General features: G+C 66.7%; 18 protein-coding genes. 7 read left to right on the top strand and 11 right to left on the bottom strand.

Features of this window, described 5'->3' with window-relative positions; all coding sequences use genetic code 11:
* Positions 1-13: 13 nt before the first annotated feature.
* From dcp to arfB, 3 genes are all read right to left on the bottom strand, one after another.
* Positions 14-2,170, bottom strand: a complete 2,157-nt coding sequence (gene dcp / locus ACQ5SA_RS16790; protein WP_499315102.1) for a peptidyl-dipeptidase Dcp — start codon at positions 2,168-2,170, stop codon at positions 14-16.
* Positions 2,171-2,281: 111 nt separating this feature from the next.
* Positions 2,282-2,884, bottom strand: coding sequence for a lysophospholipid acyltransferase family protein (locus ACQ5SA_RS16785; RefSeq protein WP_089241558.1), 603 nt, complete (start codon positions 2,882-2,884; stop codon positions 2,282-2,284).
* A 4-nt stretch (positions 2,885-2,888) separates the two neighbouring features.
* Positions 2,889-3,320, bottom strand: coding sequence for an alternative ribosome rescue aminoacyl-tRNA hydrolase ArfB (arfB, locus tag ACQ5SA_RS16780; protein ID WP_176019334.1), 432 nt, complete (start codon positions 3,318-3,320; stop codon positions 2,889-2,891).
* A gap of 134 nt (positions 3,321-3,454) precedes the next feature.
* Here arfB and ACQ5SA_RS16775 point away from each other — a divergent pair, with 134 nt between their 5' ends.
* Positions 3,455-3,973: a DUF2059 domain-containing protein gene (locus ACQ5SA_RS16775; protein WP_499315100.1), complete on the top strand. Its 519-nt coding sequence runs from the start codon at positions 3,455-3,457 to the stop codon at positions 3,971-3,973.
* A 76-nt stretch (positions 3,974-4,049) separates the two neighbouring features.
* Here the strand turns inward: ACQ5SA_RS16775 and ACQ5SA_RS16770 are convergent, their stop codons facing one another.
* Together ACQ5SA_RS16770 and ACQ5SA_RS16765 are read right to left on the bottom strand one after the other, a co-directional pair.
* Complete coding sequence (locus tag ACQ5SA_RS16770) at positions 4,050-4,793, bottom strand: pseudouridine synthase (RefSeq protein WP_499315099.1); 744 nt, start codon at positions 4,791-4,793, stop codon at positions 4,050-4,052.
* A gap of 162 nt (positions 4,794-4,955) precedes the next feature.
* A complete protein-coding gene (locus ACQ5SA_RS16765; RefSeq protein WP_499315209.1) occupies positions 4,956-5,540 on the bottom strand; it encodes an O-methyltransferase in 585 nt (194 codons plus the stop codon).
* A 308-nt stretch (positions 5,541-5,848) separates the two neighbouring features.
* On the opposite strand from ACQ5SA_RS16765, the gene ACQ5SA_RS16760 reads away from it, so the two are divergent.
* Genes ACQ5SA_RS16760 through ACQ5SA_RS16745 form a run of 4 tightly spaced genes read left to right on the top strand, consistent with a single transcriptional unit; the run spans position 5,849 to position 8,982 of the window.
* Positions 5,849-6,460 carry a PIG-L deacetylase family protein gene (locus tag ACQ5SA_RS16760; RefSeq protein ID WP_089242010.1) on the top strand — a complete coding sequence of 204 codons (612 nt, stop codon included), beginning with the start codon at positions 5,849-5,851 and terminating at the stop codon, positions 6,458-6,460.
* Positions 6,460-7,599, top strand: a complete 1,140-nt coding sequence (locus ACQ5SA_RS16755) for a glycosyltransferase family 2 protein (protein ID WP_312108685.1) — start codon at positions 6,460-6,462, stop codon at positions 7,597-7,599. The genes ACQ5SA_RS16760 and ACQ5SA_RS16755 overlap by 1 nt, the downstream gene beginning before the upstream one ends.
* Positions 7,586-8,191, top strand: coding sequence for an acetyltransferase (locus ACQ5SA_RS16750; protein WP_499315097.1), 606 nt, complete (start codon positions 7,586-7,588; stop codon positions 8,189-8,191). Before ACQ5SA_RS16755 ends, ACQ5SA_RS16750 begins: the two co-directional genes overlap by 14 nt.
* Before the next feature lie 5 nt (positions 8,192-8,196).
* Positions 8,197-8,982: a YaiO family outer membrane beta-barrel protein gene (locus tag ACQ5SA_RS16745; protein WP_312108689.1), complete on the top strand. Its 786-nt coding sequence runs from the start codon at positions 8,197-8,199 to the stop codon at positions 8,980-8,982.
* A 50-nt stretch (positions 8,983-9,032) separates the two neighbouring features.
* Here ACQ5SA_RS16745 and ubiB read toward each other — a convergent pair whose 3' ends face one another.
* Positions 9,033-10,688 carry a ubiquinone biosynthesis regulatory protein kinase UbiB gene (gene ubiB / locus ACQ5SA_RS16740; protein WP_499315095.1) on the bottom strand — a complete coding sequence of 552 codons (1,656 nt, stop codon included), beginning with the start codon at positions 10,686-10,688 and terminating at the stop codon, positions 9,033-9,035.
* On the bottom strand, positions 10,685-11,320 hold the full coding sequence (locus ACQ5SA_RS16735) for a ubiquinone biosynthesis accessory factor UbiJ (protein WP_230113293.1): 636 nt from the start codon (positions 11,318-11,320) through the stop codon (positions 10,685-10,687). Before ACQ5SA_RS16735 ends, ubiB begins: the two co-directional genes overlap by 4 nt.
* A 370-nt stretch (positions 11,321-11,690) precedes the next feature.
* Here ACQ5SA_RS16735 and ddlA point away from each other — a divergent pair, with 370 nt between their 5' ends.
* Positions 11,691-12,788, top strand: a complete 1,098-nt coding sequence (ddlA, locus tag ACQ5SA_RS16730; protein WP_499315093.1) for a D-alanine--D-alanine ligase — start codon at positions 11,691-11,693, stop codon at positions 12,786-12,788.
* Between the two features lie 86 nt (positions 12,789-12,874).
* Here ddlA and ACQ5SA_RS16725 read toward each other — a convergent pair whose 3' ends face one another.
* The 3 genes from ACQ5SA_RS16725 to oleC form a co-directional block, all read right to left on the bottom strand.
* Entirely contained in the window at positions 12,875-13,030 is a 156-nt protein-coding gene (locus tag ACQ5SA_RS16725) for a DUF1328 domain-containing protein (protein WP_025875842.1), read from the bottom strand.
* Between the two features lie 121 nt (positions 13,031-13,151).
* On the bottom strand, positions 13,152-14,138 hold the full coding sequence (gene oleD, locus ACQ5SA_RS16720; RefSeq protein ID WP_499315091.1) for a 2-alkyl-3-oxoalkanoate reductase: 987 nt from the start codon (positions 14,136-14,138) through the stop codon (positions 13,152-13,154).
* Positions 14,135-15,793: an olefin beta-lactone synthetase gene (gene oleC, locus ACQ5SA_RS16715; RefSeq protein WP_499315089.1), complete on the bottom strand. Its 1,659-nt coding sequence runs from the start codon at positions 15,791-15,793 to the stop codon at positions 14,135-14,137. Before oleC ends, oleD begins: the two co-directional genes overlap by 4 nt.
* Before the next feature lie 102 nt (positions 15,794-15,895).
* On the opposite strand from oleC, the gene ACQ5SA_RS16710 reads away from it, so the two are divergent.
* Positions 15,896-16,321, top strand: coding sequence for a YkgJ family cysteine cluster protein (locus tag ACQ5SA_RS16710; RefSeq protein WP_004135417.1), 426 nt, complete (start codon positions 15,896-15,898; stop codon positions 16,319-16,321).
* Between the two features lie 101 nt (positions 16,322-16,422).
* On the opposite strand, the gene ACQ5SA_RS16705 is transcribed toward ACQ5SA_RS16710, so the two are convergent.
* Positions 16,423-17,313 carry an alpha/beta fold hydrolase gene (locus tag ACQ5SA_RS16705; protein ID WP_499315087.1) on the bottom strand — a complete coding sequence of 297 codons (891 nt, stop codon included), beginning with the start codon at positions 17,311-17,313 and terminating at the stop codon, positions 16,423-16,425.
* Positions 17,314-17,359 lie beyond the last annotated feature (46 nt).

Here is a 17,359-nt window from a genome sequence, read left to right as displayed (position 1 = left end):
CTTCAGCCCGCGCTTACTTCAGGCCGCGGAACTTCAGCAGCGGTTCCACCGACGGGTCCTTGCCGCGGAAATCGCGGTACAGGGTCGACAGTTCCACGCTGTTGCCGCGCGAGAGGATCTTGTCGCGGAATTCCTGGCCGTTGGCGGCGTTCAGGCCACCGTGTTCGGTGAACCACTGGTAGGCGTCATGGTCCAGCACTTCGGCCCAGAAGTAGGCGTAGTAGCCGGCCGAATAACCGCCACCCCAGATGTGGTCGAAGTAGGTGGTGCGGTAACGCGGCGGCACCTGCGGCAGGTCGACCTTGAACTTCTTCAGCGCGCTGGCTTCGAAGGCGCCGACATCCTGCAGCGGGGCATCGGCCTTCTGCGTGTGCCAGGCCAGGTCGAGCAGTGCGGCCGACAGGTACTCGGTGGTCGCATAGCCCTGATTGAAGCTGCGTGCCTTGAGGATCTTGTCGACCAGTTCCTGCGGCATCGCTTCGCCGGTCTTGTAGTGCTTGGCGTAGTTGGCGAACACCTTCGGGTCCAGCGCCCAGTGTTCGTTGAACTGCGACGGGAACTCGACGAAGTCGCGCGAGGTGGCGGTGCCGGCGATCGACGGGTACTTCACGTTCGAGAACATGCCATGCAGTGCATGGCCGAACTCATGGAACAGGGTGGTGACGTCGTCGAAGCTGATCAGCGCAGGCTGGCCAGCGGCCGGCTTGGTGAAGTTGCAGACGTTGTAGACCACCGGCTTGGCACCGGTCAGGCCGTCCTGTTCGACGAACACGTCCATCCAGGCGCCACCGGACTTGCTGTCACGCTTGAAGTAGTCGGTGTAGAACAGGGCCAGCGAGGTGCCGTCCTTGTCGAACACTTCGTACACCTTCATGTCCGGGTTGTAGGTCGGAATGTCGGTGCGCGGCTTGAAGGTGATGCCGTACAGCTGGGTGGCGGCGTAGAAGACGCCGTTCTGCAGCACGTTGTCCAGCTCGAAGTACGGCTTGATCTGCGACTCGTCCAGATCGTACTTGGCCTTGCGCACCTGCTCGGCGTAGAAGTCCCAATCCGAGGCGGCTACCTGGAAACCACCCTTCTGCGCGTCGATCACCTTCTGGATCTCGCCGGCTTCGGCACGTGCCTTGGCGGTGGCGGCAGGCACGGTGTCGGTCAGCAGCTTCAGCGCGGCCGCCGGGGTCTTGGCCATCTGGTCGCCCAGCTGGTAGTCGGCGAAGGTGTCGAAGCCGAGCAGCTTGGCCTTCTGCGCACGCAGCTGGGCCAGGCGCTGCACGGTCTGCCGGGTGTCGTTGGCATCGCCGCGCTCGGCACGGGTTTCCGAAGCCTTCAGCACGGCCGCGCGCTGGTCGCGGTCGGTCAGCGAGCCGAGCACCGGCTGCTGGGTGGTGTTCTGCAGCGGCAGCAGGAACTTGCCATCCAGCTTGCGGTCCTTGGCGGCGGCAGCGGCATTGTTGACCGCGTCGTCGTCCAGGCCGGCCAGCTTGGCCTTGTCGTCCACCACGACCACGGCAGCGGCGGTTGCAGCCACCAGACGGGTGTGGAACTGGGTGGACAGCGTGGTTTCTTCCACGTTGAGCTTGCGCAGGCTTGCCTTGTCGGCGTCGGACAGCTGTGCGCCCGAGCGCACCAGGCCATCGTAGTAATGCTCGACCAGACGCTTCTGCACCGGATCCAGGCCCAGCGTCTCGCGCTGGTCGTACAGCGACTTCACGCGGGCGAACAGCTTCGGATCGAGATTGATCTCGTCCTGGTGCGCGGCCAGCTTCGGCGCCACTTCTTCCTGGATCTTCTGGCGGGCATCGTTGGTATCGGCCTGGACCAGGCCGAAGAAGATGCGCGACACGCGGGTCAGGGTCTCGCCGCTGCGCTCCATCGCCACGATGGTGTTGTCGAAGGTGGCCGGCTCGGCGCTGTCCGCGATCTTGCGCACGTCGGCCAGATGCAGGCGCATGCCTTCTTCGAAGGCCGGCAGGTAATCGCTGTCCTTGATCTTGTCGAACGGCGGTGCCTGGAACGGCAGGCTGCTGGCGGCCAGCAGCGGGTTGGTGGAGGCTTCGGCCGGCTGCTGGGCCGGTGCATTCTGGGCTTCGGACACGGGGGTGGACTCCTTGCCGGAACAGGCCGCCAGCGCCAGGCTGATGGCGGCGGCCAGGACTACGGTACGCGACATGTAAAACGCTCCTTGGGCAGACGGTACGGGATGGCAGCCGTCCACCCTACTCCTGTCACGGGCGCCCGGCATGTGCCGGACGTGGCGTCTACGCTGCCGGCAGCGATCGGCTCAGACCGTGCCGCGGGTCTTGCCGATCCAAGGCCGGTAGAACTCGCGGATGGTCGCCATGTCGGCGGCATCATCGCCGGTCGGCGTGAACAGCGGACCGATGCCGATGATCTTCTCCGGGTAATGGAAATAGGCCGCCAGGATCGGCACGTCCGCCATCCGCGCGATCTTCAGGAAGCCGGCCTTCCATTCCTTGACGGCCTTGCGGGTGCCTTCCGGAGTGATCGCGAACCACATCTTCTCGTTGTTGCGCAGCAGGTCCACGGCCTGGCCCACGGTGCCCTGCGGCGAGCTGCGGTCCAGCGGGATCACGCCGAGCCTGTGCAGCAGCGGGCCCAGTGGCCACCAGAACAGCGAGGCCTTGCCCAGCACCTTCACTTTCATGCCCAGTGCGATCTTCGCGGCCATGCCCCACAGCCCGTCCCAGTTGGACGAATGCGGGGCGATGATGAAGACCACTTTCGGCACATCCGGCAGGGTTCCGGTCACTTTCCAGCCGCCCATGCGCAGCGTGCAGCGCGCCAGCCAGCGCAGGAAACGGTTGGGCTTGACCTGCGGCATGTTCGGCGGAATGGCCGGCAGCAACGGCGTCGGGTTGTTCAAGCAATCACTCCCAGTCACGTGATGAGCGCCCGCGCTTGATCTGCGCGCGCCCGCGTTTGGCGTCCAGACGACGCAGTTTCGACCCGAAGGTCGGCTTGGTGGCCTTGCGTGGTTTGGGCACGCTCAGCCCGGCCTGGATGAAGGCCGCCAGCCGCTCGCGCGCATCCTCGCGATTGCGATCCTGGGTCCGGAAACGTTGCGCGTCGATGACCAGCACACCTTCGCCGGTCATGCGCCGGTCGCGCCGCGCCAGCAGGCGCTCGCGCAACGGCTCGGGCAACGAGGGCGAACCGGCCACGTCGAAACGCAGTTCCACCGCGGTGGAGACCTTGTTGACGTTCTGGCCGCCGGCCCCACTGGCACGCACGAAACGCTCGACGATCTCGCCGTCGGGGATTTCAAGCTGCGCGCTGATGGTGACCGGTCCACTGCCCATCCGCGCATTGTAGCGGCAGCCACGTTTCCGTGGCTGCCATCGCGCGCCGTATGCCGCCGATCAGGCACCGAACACGCCGCCTTCGCCTTTGCCGGGGGTATGCTTGCCGTCCCGTGTACTGCAGGACGCTCCGCATGATCCGCTTGGTTCCCTCCGTGTTGCGCCGCGCAACCCTGCTGCTGGCGCTGGCCGCAGCAAGCGCGCCGGTGCTGGCCGCAGCCCCCACTGATGGCGACATCAACCGCCTGCTGTCGGCCTCGCGTGCGCAGAGCATGATCGACACCATGCTGCCGCAGATCGAAGCGATGCAGCAGCAGCAGTTCCAGCAGGTCGCCGCACAGCGCCAGCTCAACGCCCAGCAGCAGGAACAGCTGCAGCGCATCCAGGCCCGTACCAGCCAGACCCTGCGTCAGGCACTGTCGTGGCAGCAGCTGCGTCCGATGTACGTGGACCTGTACAAGAAGACCTTCAGCAAGGAAGACGTGCTGGCAATGGCCGAGTTCTACGAGAGCCCGGCTGGCCAGAGCCTGCTCGACAAGACTCCGGCACTGATGCAGAACGTGATGGTGGCGATCCAGACGCGCATGCAGCCGCTGTTCGCCGACCTGCAGAAGGATCTGGAAGTGATCGTCAACGAACCTGAAAAGAAGTGAGGTAGTGCCGGCCGCTGGCCGGCAACCCCAGGACGTTGGGAACCGCGCAGTTGCCGGCCAACGGCCGGCACGACCCTCAGGCGTCGGCGACCTGCCAGCCGAACAGGTCCAGCGCCTTTTGGAACTCACCGTCGACCGGGGCGCGCACGTCCACCGTGCCGCCATCCGGATGCGGGAAGCGCAGCCGCTCGGCATGCAGCAGCATGCGGTGTACACCCTGCATGCGGAAGTTGCGGTTGTGCCGGCCATCACCATGGCTGGTATCGCCGATCAGGTGATGTGACAGGTGCTTCAGATGCCGGCGGATCTGCCGGAAGCGCCCCGTCTGCGGCTGGCAGCGCAGCAGCGCGTAGCGCGAACTGGCGAACTCCCCCACTGGTACCGACAGTTCGCCGGCTGCCAGGCGCTGGAAGTCGGTGATCGCCGGCTTCTTCACCGGCTTGCCCGGGCCGCCGTCCAGATCGTGGTCGACCTGCCAGGCCTCCTCGGCCGGCCAGCCGCGGCAGATCGCCAGATAGTCCTTGCTCACTTCGCCGCCCATCAGCGCCTTGCCCAGCATGCTGGCAGCGTCGCGGTCGAAGGCCAGCAGCAGGCAGCCGCTGGTGGCGCGATCCAGGCGATGGACCAGGAAGATCGGACGACCCAGCTGCTCGCGCAGGCGATCGGCGAGGAAATCATCTTCGCCACGGGCCAGCTTGCTGTCGTGGACCATCAGCCCGGCCGGCTTGTTGACCACGGCCAGGCGTTCATCCAGGTGCAGCAGCTGCAGGGGCGCGGTTTCAATCTCGACCGCAGCGAGGGTGTCGGGTTCGGTGCTCACCGCGCGATTATCCGGATGACACGCTGAATAGGGTAGTGCCGGCGAATAGGGTAATGCCGGCCGCTGGCCGGCAACGTTGAGGTGGCCCAATGAGTGCGGTTGCCGGCCAGCGGCCAGCACTACCGAAGCAGACCACGACCGGCGTTACAGGGGCCCGCACGGTCAGGCGTTGCGCAGCGCCAGCAGTTCGCCATTGCCCACCGGCACCAGGCTGGTGGTGAACAACGCCGCGTCGGCGGCCAGCAGGCCGCGCAGCGGCTCCATCTCAGCGGCATGCGAGGTGGCGTTGTCGACCACCAGCAGGCCACCGGGGCGCAGTACGCGACGCAACTGTGGCCACCAGCCTGCGTACTGCCCGCGATTCGAATCCAGGAACAGCAGGTCGATGCAGCCATCGGCCGCCTGCGACAGCCACTGCCCGGCATCACCGTGGACCAGTTCGATACGCTCGCCCAATCCACTGCGGGCGAAATTCGCACGGGCCATCGCCACCTTGTCGGCGGCGAACTCCAGCGTGATCACCCTGCCATCAATGGCAGCGGCGGCCTCGGCCAGCCACAGCGTGGAATAGCCATTGGACGTGCCGATCTCCAGCACGCGCCGCGCGTTGCCGAAACGCACCAGCACCGACAGCAGTTCACCGGTATCGGCGGTGATGTTGAGCATGCGCCGGCCGCGCTCGGATTCGCGAGCGTCGTTGTGGGTGCCGAAGCGGGCCAGTTCATCTTTCAGTGCAGCCAGATCCATCGGCTCGATCTCCGCAGTACGGGCAAACGCCGGATGGCGATGCGCCAGCACCATTCTCGCTGCTTCCAAAGCGCATGTCCGCATCTGTCTATTGACGTCATCGGCCTCCATGGAGCCCTGCAGCGGCTGCCGGAGGCCGATGCCTTGTCACGCCACGTTGTTGCGCGGCAAGGCCTGGGCGGAGCATCGACCCATTTTCGTAATGTTCCTAGGTCCTTTTTCACCTGGCCATTGCGATAGTCCGCGCCCGCAGCAGTGCGTTCAACGCGTCTGCCGCATTCCCTCTGGATTCCCGCAAGGACACGGCCATGGCCCACGACATCCTGGCAATCGGCGCCCACCCTGATGACATCGAACTGGGCTGTGGCGGCAGCCTGGCCAAGCTCGCCTTCGCCGGCGCCCGCATCCACGCCCTGGTACTCAGCCGGGGCGGACGCGGCTGTCACGATGGCGCTGACCGCAGCGACGAATCGCATCGCGCGCTGCGGCAACTCGGCGCCCGGCAGGTACTGCAGCATGATTTCCCGGACACCTGTTTTCCGTCCTGCCGCAACGCCATCATCAGCGCGCTGGAACAGGCGTGCGAAGCCATCCAACCGCAACGCGTCTACACGATGTGCGGCGAAGACCATCACCAGGATCATCGCACCGTCCATGAAGCCTCGATCGTTGCCTGCCGCAGCGTCCCGCAGATCCTGTGCTACGAAAGCCCAAGCACGCTGCCGCAGTTCGCACCGCAGGTGTTTGAAGACATCAGCGTGCAGCTGGAGTTGAAGATCCGCGCACTACGCGAGCACGCCAGCCAGGGGGATCGCCATTACATGCAGGAAAGCCACCTGCGCTGCCATGCCCAGTTCCGCGGCCAACAGGTGGGTATCGGCCCCAGCGAGGGCTTCCTGCCCCATCGGCTGGTGCTGTGATGAAAACCCTGCTGTTCCTGGCAATGTGCGCCTTCATCATCGTGCGTCTGCTGGTCCACGCAACGCGCAGGCCCAGTGTGAAGCTGCGCAGCATCGATGCGATCGTGCCGGCCTACAACGAAGCACCGTGTCTGCGACGCTCGCTCACCGATCTGCTGCAGAACCCCTACATCGCGCGGGTGATCTGCGTGAACGATGGCTCCACCGATACCACCGCGCAGGTGCTGGACACGCTGCAGCTGGAGTGGCCTGGTCGCCTGCTTGCCGTGCACCAGGCCAACACCGGCAAGGGCGGTGCGCTGATGCACGGCCTGCAGCATGTGACCACCGCCCAGGTATTCCTGACCGATGCTGACACCCGCGTCGATCCGCGCAGTACCGGCCTGGGCCACCTGCTGGCGGAAATCGAACAGGGCGCCGACGCGGTGGGGGGCGTGCCATCGTCATGCCTGCAGGGTGCCGGCTTCCTTCCGCACGTACGAGCCAGCCTGAAGCTGCCGATGATCGTCATCAAGCGCAGCTTCCAGCAGTGGCTGGGCGGAGCGCCGTTCATCGTCTCTGGCTCCTGCGGGCTGTTCCGCACCAGCATACTGCGCAAGGTCGGATTTTCCGACCGCACCCGGGTCGAGGACCTGGACATGTCCTGGTCGCTGGTGGCCCAGGGCTACCGGGTGCGGCAGAGCATCCGCTGCGTGGTGTACCCGCAGGAATGCAGCACGTTGGTGGAGGAATGGCGACGCTGGCGGCGCTGGATCGTCGGCTACGCCGTATGCATGCGCCTGCATCGGCGGTTGCTGCTGACCCGCTTCGGGCTCTTCAGCATCCTGCCGATGATCCTGCTGGCGCTGGTGGGGATCGCCGCTGGGCTGCAGGTGGCATTTGGCGCAGCTACGGTGCATGGCCCCGCTGGCCTGGTAGTGGCGATGGTGCCGCTGGTCTGGATCGGCATCGTGATGGCATTGGGTGTGGTCAGTGCCGTGCACCACCGGCGTCCATGGCTGGTACCGGCCGCAGCGTTCTCCGTGCTGTATGTGCTGCTGGCCTATGCGGTCTGGTTGATCCACGGACTGAAGGGGATGTTCACCGGCCGCGAGCCTGCACGCGACAAGCCGACGAGGTATCCGCATGTGGTGGAATGACCTGGAAGCAATGGCCGGCGAGCTGGCATCACTGCGGCCCCACCTCGATCCACGCGCGGATATATCGCCACAGGCCACGATACGCGGCGCGGTGCATGTCGGCGTCGGCAGCCGCATCTGCGACGGCGCCCACATCCAGGGGCCGGTGTCGATCGGACGCGACTGCCTGATCGGCAATCATGCGCTGCTGCGTGGTCCGCTGCGCATCGGTGACGGCACCCGCATCGGCTTTGCCAGCGAGCTCAAGAACTCCGTGGTTGGCCAGCGGGTCAGCATCGGTCCGCAGTGCTTCATCGGCGACAGCCGCATCGACGACGACGCCTATCTTGGCGCCCTTGTGCGCACCAGCAACCATCGCCTCGACGGCGCGTCGATCGCCGTGCATGTCGATGGCCAGATCATCGACAGCCAGCGCGACAAGCTCGGCGCGTGGGTCGGTGCAGGTGCGGCTCTGGGCGTCGGCGTGATCATCCTGCCCGGTCGCATCGTCGCACCGGGTAGCCAGTTCGGCCCGCGGATCACCGTGGAACGGAACCTCCCGGCAGGCCGCTATCGCCTGCTGCAACACCTGCATTCCCAACCCCTGGAGTAATCACCATGCGATTCATCAATCGTGGCGCGCTGCCGTGCGCCCTGCTGCTGGCTGCGGCCAGCGCCCATGCCGGTGTCGATCGTGTTTCCCTGCAACTGGACCACACCGACTACAACGAAGGCTTCGGCAAGCGCGACGTGCAGACAGTGGATGTGGCAGGTCGTACCGGCGCCAGCCGCTGGCACCTGGGCCTGGCCCACGGTGAGCGCGATTACGGCACTTCGCGCTACAGCGGAAACCGGGTGCAGGGTTCGTTGCATCACGACTGGTCAGCCACCGTCGCCACGCGTACATCGGTGATTGCGTCCAACGACGATCCGGTCTTCGTCAACCGCCAGATCAACCAGGACATTCTGTGGAAGGTGGCCGGACAGACCGTGCTGAGCGTGGGCGGCAAGTACGCCGAGTACCACGGCAGCGGCTACGTCAGCGGATGGTCGATCGGTGCCTCCCACTACTTCCCGCGGGTTACGGCATCGGTCAAGCATGAACGTCACCGCCAGTCCAACGGGCCCGATGGCCATGGCAGCACCGTGTCACTGCGTCTGAAGGACCGTCAGGGGCATGGCTCGACCCAGCTGTGGCTGGGCAGTGGCACGTCGGGCTATACCGCCGACGCCGACCCGCTGCTGCTGCGCGAGCACGATGCCAAGCGCCTGTTCCTGCGCCGCAGCCAGCCGCTGGGAGAGCACCTGGTGCTCGACGTCGGGCTGGGCAAGACCTGGCACAAGACACGCCTGGATCGCTTCCAGAGCGTGCATACGCAGGTGGGCCTGGGCTACCGCTGGTAATCCAGCCGGCGACGACGGTCCGCTGTCGTCGCCGTTTCAGCAGGCTGCGGTCATCGCCACCACGCACGCGCCAGCGCGAACACGCCAACGGTACCGGACAACCAGCTCCACGCCGGCACGTCACCCCAGTACCAGCCCGGCGGCTGCAGCACGTACATCAATGCGGCAATCGCCAGCAGACCGACGCCGGTGATCGCCCCGACCGCGCGCTTCTGCAAGCGCTGCAGGCTCGCATCGAGCGTGACCAGATCGCGCGAACGCATCGCCAGTTCATGGCGACCTTCCACCTGCTGGGTCAGCCAGGCGTGCACCAGGCGCGGCATGTCCGGCGCATGGGTCATGATTTCCGGCAGGCGCTTGCCGATCTCGCGCACCACGCGGCGCGGGCTGTAGCGCTCGCGCAGGATCTTCGCCAGTACCGGCTTGGCCACGGCCCAGATGTCGATCTGCGGATCGAGCTGGCGGCCGACGCCTTCGATGTTGAGCAGGGTCTTCTGCAACAGGATCAACTGCGGCTGCAGCGTCAACTGGTAGCGCTGGGCCACGCGGAACAGCTTCATCAGCACTTCGGCCAGCGAGATCTGCGACAGCGGGCGGGTGAAGTACGGCTCGCACACCGAGCGCACCGCTGCTTCCAGATCATCGATGCGCACGTTGTCGGGCATCCAGCGCGCCTGCACGTGCAGTTCGGCGATGCGGCGATAGTCGCGGTTGAAGATGGCCATGAAATTCTCGGCCAGGTAGTACTGATCTTCCTGCGAGAGCTGGCCCATGATGCCGAAGTCCAGCGCGATGAAGCGCGGGTTGTCGCGGCGTGCCGGATCGATGTCGACCCAGATGTTGCCGGCGTGCGCGTCGGCATGGAAGAAGTTGTCGCGGAACACCTGGGTGTAGAACACCCGCACGCCCTTGGCGGCCAGCGCCTTGCGGTCGATGCCGGCTTTGTCCAGCGCGGCGATGTCATCGGAGGGAATGCCCCACACGCGCTCCAGGGTCAGTGCACGCTCGGCGGTATGACTCCAGATCACTTCCGGCACGTACAGGTCGTCGGAGTTCTCCCAGAAACGGCGCAGCACGCTGGCGTTGGCCCCTTCGCGCTGCAGGTCCAGCTCGGCGGCCAGGGTGTTCTCGACCTCGGCCACCACTTCACGCGGACGGATCTTGTCGGCACGCGGATGGGTGCGCTCGACCAGCGTTGCCAGCGAGTTGAGCAGGGCGATGTCGGCGTCGATCTGCTTCTCGATGCCCGGGCGCAGCACCTTGACCACCACCTGGCGGCCATCGGCCAGGGTAGCCGCGTGTACCTGCGCTATCGACGCCGAAGCCAGCGGTTCGGTATCGAAACTGGCGAAGGCTTCGCTGACCGGCAGGCCGAGCGCTTCCTCGACGATGCGGCGCGCGGCGTCGCCGTCGAAGGGCTTGACCCGGTCCTGCAGCAGGGTCAGTTCATTGGCCACGTCCGGCGGCACCAGATCGCGGCGGGTCGACAGGATCTGACCGAACTTGACGAAGATCGGCCCCAGGTCCTGCAGCGCCAGTCGCAGGCGCGCACCGCGCGACTGTGCGGCGATGTCGGCCGAAGCGCGCGGCACGAACGGCTTGGCCAGGCGCAGCCAGCGCTCTGCAGGCGTGTCCTGCAGCAGGTCGTCGAGGCGGTAACGCAGGATCACCCGGCCGATGCGGCTGGCCCGCAGCAGGGCCTTCATGCGGCACCCCGCAGGCGCTGCACGCGTGCGCCGAGGCGCTCGACATCATCGCGCAGTACGTCCACGTCGTCGTGGAAGGCATCCAGTTCGGCACGTGGCACCACGTCGCGCGATTCCTCGGTGATGAATTCAGCGGCGCTGTGCGCCAGATCGATCGCGCCCTGGCGAGCGTGTTGCAGGGCACTGCGCAGAGTATTGGCCACCTGCACGCCCAGCACTTCGCCGAACACGCTGACAAACGGCTGCTGCCAGTCCGGATCGAAGCCCTTGGCCAGCTGCTGCAGGCGGCGCGCCAGTTCGGCATCGCCGGCCACGCGTACGCGGCCCTTGCTGTTGTCAGCACCTTGGCGGGCGCGCGCCAGCAGCGGCAGCTGCGCCAGCACGCCGGCCAGGCTGCTGCGCACGGCCAGGTCGGCTTCCTGAGCATCCACCGGGCCCACCCGCAACTGGTTGCCGTCGACGCTGATGCGCATCGCCAGCGGCGGTGCGTCCAGGGTCAGGTCGATATGGCGACCGTCGAGGCTGGCCAGTGCATGGCGGGTATCCGGATCCAGCGCCAGCGCGCGGTTCAGGGCGATCTGCAGAGCGCGGCCAGCGACCGGCTTGAGGGACTTGAGCAGGGAAAGAGCCATGTGCGCATTCTACCTGCGTGGGTGGTGGGCTTGGGCCGGGCTGCCGCCCGGCACCCGCAGATGCAACGTCAACGTCAACGTCAACGTCAGAAGCAGTCTGCTGAGGGAGTCGGGGTGGGTCCGGTTGCGGGGGACGCCGTAAACCCGTCCATGGGGGCTTGGCCGCGGCATCCATGCCGCGGACACCCCCGCAACCGGACCCACCCCGCCTTCGACAGGTTCCCGGCAGCCATGGTGCTTGCGGTAGTGCCGGCCGCTGGCCGGCAACCTCGAAACGGGTGATGGAACACGGGTTCATCTGTGCCTCACGCGGAAGGCAGATGAAGGTTCATGCTATGGGGCCACGCAACGCACAGGACATCGCACTTCCATGGCACGGACCCGGGTCGGCATCATCTTCGGTGGCAGGTCTTCCGAACACGAGGTTTCACTGCAGTCGGCGAAGAACATTCTCGATGCGCTGGATCGGGAGCGCTTCGAACCGGTGCTGGTCGGCATCGACAAGCAGGGCCAGTGGCACCTGAGCCAGCCGGATACCTTCCTGCTCAATGCGGATGATCCGGCGCGCATCGCCCTGCATGCTTCCGGTACCGCGTTGGCGGTGCTGCCCGGTACCGAGCAGGCGCAGCTGCAGCCGACCGATGCGGGCAGTGCGCTGGGGCAGATCGACGTGGTGTTGCCGATCGTGCACGGCCCGCTGGGCGAGGACGGTGCGCTGCAGGGGCTGCTGCGCATGGCCAACCTGCCCTTCGTCGGTTCGCCGGTGCTGGGCTCTGCGGTGGCCATGGACAAGGACGTGACCAAGCGCCTGCTGCGTGATGCGGGCCTGCAGGTGGCGCCTTGGGTGTGCATCCGTCGCCATGAAGCCGATGTGGTCGATGTCGCGGCGCTGATCGAAGTGCTTGGCCTGCCGCTGTTCGTCAAGCCGGCCAACCAGGGCTCATCGGTGGGCGTGAGCAAGGTCAAGGATGCAGAGGGTTTCGCTGCGGCATTGCAGACCGCGCTGCGCTACGACCACAAGGTCCTGGTGGAGTCGGCCGTAGTCGGCCGCGAGATCGAATGTGCGGTGCTCGGCAATGAGCGGCCGCAGGCCAGCATTTGTGGCGAGGTCGTACTGCACGACGAGTTCTATGCCTACGACACCAAGTACATCAACGAAGACGGTGCTGAAGTGGTGGTGCCGGCCGCAATCGATGCGGCAACGCAGGCGCGTATCCAGCAGATCGCGTTGCAGGCCTATCAGGCGCTGGAGTGCGCCGGCATGGCGCGGGTCGATGTGTTCCTCACCGCCGATGGCCAGATCGTCATCAACGAAGTGAACACCCTGCCCGGCTTCACCCGCATCAGCATGTATCCGAAGCTGTGGGGTGCCAGTGGCGTCGACTACACCACGCTGATCACCCGCCTGATTGAACTGGCGCTGGAACGCCACGAAGCCGATCGCGGATTGCATAGCGCGGTGCGTTGACCGCGCTTCGGTAGTGCCGGCCGCTGGCCGGCAACCCCGGGTGATCGAGGTTGCCGGCCAGCGGCCGGCACTACCCGCTCAAGCGGTCATGTGCGCTTGCGGAACATCGAGATCACGGCGAGCACCAGGAACACCACGAACAGGATCCAGGCGATGTTGCTGGCGGCACCGGCAATGCCGGAGAAACCGAGCACGGCGGCGATGATGGCGATGACAAAGAAGATGACGGCGTAATGCAGCATGGTGCTCCTCGCAGGTGGTCGGCCGTGGGTGGCGTTGGGTCCATCCTGCGCATCTGCCGGTGTGCAACCGGTGATGGCGATCTCTGCGCGTAATGAAGTCTTCAGCGCGGTGAAGCCGCCGTCATGATGCCGCCCTCAGCCGTCGCAGTCCTTCTTCGATGCTGACCTGCGGTACGTAGCCGAAATCACGACGTGCCGGCTCCATGCTGTACCAGTGCGGCGTGCACAGCTGCTCGGCCAGGAAGCGCGTCAGCGGCGGCTCGCCACGCAGGCGCAGCAGCGGCCACAGCCGCTCGCAGATCGCGCCGATGCGGTACGCCGTCTTGAAGCTGATCGCCTTGTCCACGGTTGGAGCACCCACCGCCTGCAGCAGCTTGTTGACCAGCTCGCGCATCGGCAGCGGCTCGCCATTGGAAATGAAGTACGCCTTGCCGGCGCACGCAGCGCCCGGTGCCAGCGCCTCGAAGGCGAGGAAATGCGCCAGCGCGGCGTTGTCGATGTAAGTGGTATCGACCTTGTTGTTGCCGTCGCCCACCAGGCGCAGGCGGCCAGCGCGTGCACGATCGGCCAGGCGCGGCACCAGCTGCTGGTCGCCCGGGCCCCAGATCAACCGCGGACGCAATGCCACCGTCGCCAGAGTGGCGTCATTGGCGGCCAGCACCCGCTGTTCGGCAATCGCCTTGGTCGCCGCATACGGTGCCTGGAAATCCTCGCCATAGGGCACTTCGTCCGCACCCAGTCCTTCCACCGGGTGCGTGGCGCGATGGGTCACGCTGGGCGTGGAGGTGTAGACCAGCTTGCCGATGCCATGTGCGCGGCAGGCCGCGATGACGTTGTCGGTACCGACCACGTTGGCCTGGTGGTAGCTGTCATAGCTGCCCCAGGCGCCGGCCTTGGCACCGTTGTGGAACACCGCATCGACGCCGGCCACCGCATGCAGCACCGCCTGCGGGTCGGCCAGGTCGCCGCGGATCTGGCCCACACCCAGCGCCTGCAGTTCCGGGTAATGGCTGCGGTTGAACGCCAGCACCTGGTGGCCACGTTCGACCAGGCCTCGGCACAGCGCCTGGCCAAGGAAACCACCACCACCGGTGACCAGGATCTTCATGCGCGCTTCTCCAGTTCGGCGCGGGCCCAGACGGCGAGCTTCTCGCGGCCGATCTTGGCGTTGTGACGGATATCGACGGGGAACGCCGGATGCATCAGCACGTGTTCCAGCTTCATCTCGGGCAGACGCGCAGCGGCCGTGGCCTGCAGCGCCTCGCGCAACGCAGGGCTGTCGGACTGGCCACGCTGCAGCTCCACGCACAGCACCGGCACCTGCGCACCGGCTGCGCCGACGCCGACCAACGCGGTGCGTGCCACCCCGGCCACGGTGTTGAACACCGGCTCGACCTGTTCGGTGTACAGCGGCCCGTACGCGGTTTCCACGCGATGGGTCTTGCGGCCACAGAACCACAGCCGCCCCTGCGCATCGAAGTAGCCGACATCGCCCATGCGATGCACGATGCGGACGCTGCCATCGGCCAGGGTTTCGCTGATCTTCGCCGCCGCCGTCGCCTGCGGACGGTTGAAGTAACTGTCGGTGGCGGTCGGCCCGGCCACGGTGATCTCGCCGACTTCATCCACGGCCAGCACGCGCGCCTGCGACCAGTCCGGCAGCGGCGCGTCGTCGATGGCGATGATGCGCACTTCGTTCGGTGCGACCACGCTGCCGACGCAGGTGCCGGCACCGCCCTCGGTGGCCGCGCGCGTACGCTCCAGCTCGCGCCCCTCCACCACTGCCACCGGCAGGCACTCGGTGGCGCCGTACGGTGTCCAGAACTGGGCATCGGCCGGCAGCAGGCTGCGGATGGTGGCGACCACGTCCGGCGGCACCGGCGCACCGGCCGAGGTCACCCGGGTCACCGTCGGCAACGGCCGCCCGTGCCGCGCCAGCACCCGCATCAGTGCGGGCGAGCCGAACAGCTGGGTCACGCCGAAACGCTGGATGGCGTCATGCAGGCGCGCCGGGTCGGCCTGGGCCGGCCGGGTCGGGTCCATGTCCGGAATCACCGAGGTCAGGCCCAGTGCCGGATCGAACAGCGCAAACGGCGGGAAGGTCGGCAGGTCCACCCCGCCCGCCTCCATGCCGAAGGCGCTGCCCAGCAGCTCGATCTGGCCGACGAAGTGGCGGTGGCGGTAGACCACGCCCTTGGGCACGCCGGTGGAGCCGCTGGTGAACAGGATCGCCGCCGTGTCCTCGCCATCGGTGTCGGCCAGCATCGGGCCGCTGTTGGCGCCGGCACGCTCCAGCGCGGCCAGCGTGGTACCGCCCCAGCCCAGGCGGCGACCGACCGTGACAAGACGGGTCGCCGAAGGCGCCCAGCGCAGCGCCAGCCGCGCCACGTGGGCCAGCGGGATGCCGATGAAGGCCTGCGGCTGTGCCTCGTCCAGGCACTGCTTCAGCGCGCGCTGGTCGATGCCCGGATCGACCAGCACCGGCACCGCGCCCAGCTTGAACAGGGCGAACATCAACAGGAAGAACTCCGGCGACGGCCGCACCATCACCACCGTGCGCACCCCGCGGCCGATCCCGTAACCGGCCAGGCCGGCCGCCATCGCATCGCTGCGGGCGTCCAGCTGGCGGTAATCCAGGGTCACGTCGTAGGCCGCCATGCCGTTGCCGGCGCCGCGGCGGCCGGGGCAGCGGATGGCGATCTGGTCGGGGCGTTCACGCGCCAGCTCGGGCAGCCGCGCGGCGATGTTGCAGGATCGGTTCATCCGTTCATTGTCGCCGCTTACGGAATTTCTTGCGCGGCGGCCGCCAGCGTGGAAAATCCGCATCCTCGTCCCTTCCCCGATGCCGCCCGAGGCGGCTTGCCCATGCAACATCCCTGCATGACCTGCGGCGCCTGCTGCACCCAATACCGCGTGGCCTTCCACTGGATGGAATCGGACGAGGTCACCCCCGGCGGCGTGCCGCACCAGCTCACCGAGGTGCTCGACCCGCACCGCCTGTGCATGCGCGGCACCCATTCCAAGCCGGTGCGCTGCGTGGCGTTGGACGCGCAGATCGGTGTCTATTCGCGCTGCACGATCCACCCCAACCGCCCCAGCGTGTGCCGCGAGGTGGATGCATCGTGGGAGTACGGCAAGGCCAGCCCGCAGTGCGACAAGGCCCGCATCGCCTATGGGCTGGATCCGCTGACCCTGGCCGACTGGCGCTGGCGCGATGAAGCAGGCAACGACGACGACCACCCGGATGACAACGGCAACAGCCCGTCGCCGCAGGCCCCGATCGCGGCATGACGGGTAGTGCCGGCCGCTGGCCAGCAACCTCGTGAACCCGGCGCGCGTTGCGCGCTTGCCGGCCAGCGGCCGGCACTACCGGGAATATCCGGGTAACAGGACTACAGCGGATTCGCGTCCAGGAACGCGCGGATCTCCGGCACCAGCACTTCATGCTTGTCTTCCAGCACGTAGTGGCCGGCATCCTCGAAGGCATGCACCTGCGCCTTCGGCAACGCCGCCTGGAAGCCCTTCAGGAAGTGGTGGTCGAACACGAAATCACGCAGGCCCCAGCCGAGGAAGGCCGGTCGATCGGCGAACGACGGCAGCGCCTTGCCGGCGCGCTCCAGCAGTGACCACGCCTTGTCGGCCGGCGACAGCGGAATGTCCTGCATGAAACGGATGGTGCTGATGCGGTTGGCATAGCTGTTGTACGGCGACACGTAGGCGCGGCGCACATCGGCCGGCATCTTCCGCTCCACGCCCAGCCACGAGGCACCGGAGGAGAACGCATTGAAGGTACGGATGATCCACTCGCCGATCTTCCAGTGCCGGCCCAGCGCGATCTGCCACGGCATCTTCTTGGCCGCCGGCATCGGGAACGCGGCGGTGTTGAGCACCACCAGGCGCTTGACCTGGTCGTGGTGCGACAGCGCCCAGCCGAAGCCGATCATGCCGCCCCAGTCGTGCACGGCCAGCGTCACCGGGCCGGTGATGCCCAGATGCTTCAGCAGCGCATCCAGATCATCCACCCGCGACTGCAGCGTGTACTCGTAGCGGCTGTCGTCGGGCTTGTCCGACAGGCCCATGCCGATATGGTCCGGCACGATGCAGCGGTACCTGTCCGACAGGCCGGCCACCAGCGTGCGCCAGTAATAGCTCCACGACGGGTTGCCGTGCACCATCACCACTACCTCGCCGTCGCGCGGGCCTTCGTCGAGATAGTTCATCGACAGGCCGGGGCGGACCTCGAAACGCTGCGGGTGGGCGGGGTAACCGGGAAGCTGGGACATCGGATCGCACCTGTAAAAAGGGCCGGTAAACCGGCCCTTGGAATCA

This window comes from Stenotrophomonas indicatrix (genome assembly GCF_050573115.1).
GTDB classification, from domain to species: Bacteria; Pseudomonadota; Gammaproteobacteria; order Xanthomonadales; family Xanthomonadaceae; genus Stenotrophomonas; species Stenotrophomonas lactitubi_A.
This window is presented reverse-complemented; position numbering and strand designations above follow the sequence as displayed.